At 62.7% G+C, this 2,462-nt stretch carries 3 protein-coding genes; 2 read left to right on the forward strand and 1 reads right to left on the reverse strand.

Annotation, left to right across the window (positions count from 1 at the left end):
- On the reverse strand, positions 1 to 815 hold an 815-nt coding region (locus EN993_RS34515; protein WP_127266113.1), incomplete at its 3' end, for a diaminopropionate ammonia-lyase.
- A gap of 243 nt (positions 816 to 1,058) precedes the next feature.
- Here EN993_RS34515 and EN993_RS34525 point away from each other — a divergent pair.
- Both EN993_RS34525 and EN993_RS34530 read left to right on the forward strand, forming a co-directional pair.
- Entirely contained in the window at positions 1,059 to 1,538 is a 480-nt protein-coding gene (locus EN993_RS34525) for an Lrp/AsnC family transcriptional regulator (protein WP_109662920.1), read from the forward strand.
- Positions 1,539 to 1,614: 76 nt separating this feature from the next.
- Positions 1,615 to 2,462: NAD(P)/FAD-dependent oxidoreductase (locus EN993_RS34530; RefSeq protein ID WP_164758010.1), on the forward strand; the 848-nt coding region annotated here is incomplete at its 3' end.

A 2,462-nucleotide genomic window follows, 5' to 3' on the forward strand; every position in this document is an offset into this window, starting at 1 on the left:
ACCTGGGCGGCTGCAAAAACACAAGCGGCACGCGCCGGCTCGACCACGATGAAGGTCGGCCTGGCATCATCGAACACGATGGCCAGATGGCCGGCCAGCGCCGCGGCAATGCCACCGACACCGGCCTGCACGAAGACGTGGGTTGGCGTCCGAGGGAGCTGGCGCAAGGCTTCGCGCACGATCGCCGTATAGCCTTGCATGACCAGGCCGGGAATGCGCTCGTAGCCCGGCCATGAGGTGTCGGACACCACGGTCCAGCCCTTGTCGGCGGAAACCTGGGCGGCTTGCCTGACCGAATCATCATAATTGCCGTCGACGCGGATCATCTCGGCGCCATAGCGGGCGATCGCCGCGATGCGCTCCTCGCTGACGCCGGCGTGGACGAAGATCGCCGCTCGCGCGCCGACGAGTTGAGCGCCTTGCGCGACGGAGCGGCCATGATTGCCGTCGGTCGCACAGGCAAATGTCATCGCCGCGGCGACGGCCCGCACGTCAGGCCGATCGAGATCGGCCACATCGATGGGTCGGCCAAGCCGGCTGCCTGCCTCCTCCAGCACCAGGCGGAAGACGGCATAGGCACCGCCAAGCGCCTTGAAGCTACCGAGGCCGAGGCGAAAGCCCTCATCCTTGATGTGGATGGCGCCAAGTCCGAGTTCGGTGGCGAGCGCCGGCAGCGCATGCAGCGGCGTTATCAGGTGATTGTCGCGATGGGCAAGAAAACGCTCGACTGTGTCAGCGCCGGCCACGCCAAGGGTATCGGCATCGGCCGGATCGAGCGGCAGGCGATGCAGAGTATTGCGGTTGAGCAGGAACACTGGCGGCCTCCTTAGAGCCGGATGATTTCGGGTCGAATCGACCCGAAATCTGAATCCGTCTCTAAATCAAAGAGATAGAGAGCATGATGTCTGGACAAACGGTACCCGTTTGTCCGAGAAAACCGCTTCGCACTTTTCGGCATCATGCTCTGACGTTCAGCGAGAATATATTGCAGGATCGACGCAAAGGGCGCTGTAATATGGCCTCCCAAATGCAAGTTTGTTTCGCTAGGGATATCTCCATTGCCTGCATTGCCACCCTCGCTCGACAGTTTCGATCTCGCCATCCTTGCCATCCTGCAGCGCGACAACACGACGCCGCAGCGGCTGATCGGCGAGGCGGTGAACCTGTCGGCGCCGGCGGTGCAGCGCCGCATCAAGCGGATGGAGCAGACCGGCGTCATTGCCGGCAATGTCGCCGTCATCGAGCCCGCGGCTGTCGGCCAGCCCATCACCATCTTCGTCGAGGTGGAACTCGAGAGCGAACGCGCCGAACTGATCGACGCAGCCAAGCGGCAATTCTCGGGAACCCCTGAAGTCCAGCAATGCTACTATGTCACCGGCGAGGCCGATTTCATCCTGATCATCACCGTGGCCGACATGGGCGCCTATGAGGCGCTGACGCGAAAACTGTTCTTCGATAGCAACAATGTCCGAAAGTTCCGCACTTTTGTTGCCATGGACCGGGTCAAGGTCGGACTGACGGTGCCCTTGCCCGGCTGAGCGTTGCTGGCATGGCAGGCGCCGGCGGCCATGCTTTTGCCATTCTCCGGAAGCGAATTTGTCGGCGGAGGCGCGCTTGGACGAAACTACACCAGTTGCGATCATCGGTGCCGGGCCGGCAGGCCTGGCCATTGCCGCGTGCCTGCGGCAGGCCGGGGTCGACTTCGTCCTCCTCGAAAAAGAGCAGCAATCCGCCCCTGCATGGCGACGCCACTATGAGCGCGTCCACCTGCACACGACCAAACGCTATTCCTCGCTGCCCTTCGTGCCCTTTCCCAGGGATTATCCGCGCTATGTGCCGCGCGATCTTTTCGTCGACTATCTCGATGCCTATGCGCAACGCTTCGACCTGCGGCCCCGATTTGGAGAAGTGGTGCGGGCGATCACCCGGCGAGGCAGAAGCTGGCTCGTGGACACGACAACAGGTCCCCTGCCCGCTTCACAGGTGGTGATCGCGTCGGGCAACAATGCCGAGCCGCTGATGCCCGGATTTGCCGGCGCCGATGCCTTCAAGGGCAAACGACTGCATAGCGCCGACTATCGCAACGCCATGCCTTTTGCCGGCCAGTCGGTGCTGATCATCGGCATGGGCAACACCGGCGCCGAGATTGCCCTCGATCTGGTGGAAGGCGGTGCGCGGCCGACGATTTCGGTGCGCGGCGGCGTTCATATCGTACCGCGCGAACTGCTTGGCGTGCCCATCCAGATGATCGGCATGGCGGCGCGCCTGATGCCGGAACGCATCAACGATGCCTTGTTTCCTATCATCCTCGATCTGGCGCTGGGCAGGCTGGGGAAATATGGGCTCAGGCGGCCGCAGCAAGGAATGCTGCAGCAAATCGCGCTCTCGTCGCGCATTCCGACGATCGATGTCGGCACGGTCGGCAAGATCCGCGAAGGTGCGATCAAGATCGCACCCGATAT

The organism is Mesorhizobium sp. M7D.F.Ca.US.004.01.2.1, assembly GCF_003997785.1.
Lineage (GTDB): Bacteria > Pseudomonadota > Alphaproteobacteria > Rhizobiales > Rhizobiaceae > Mesorhizobium > Mesorhizobium loti.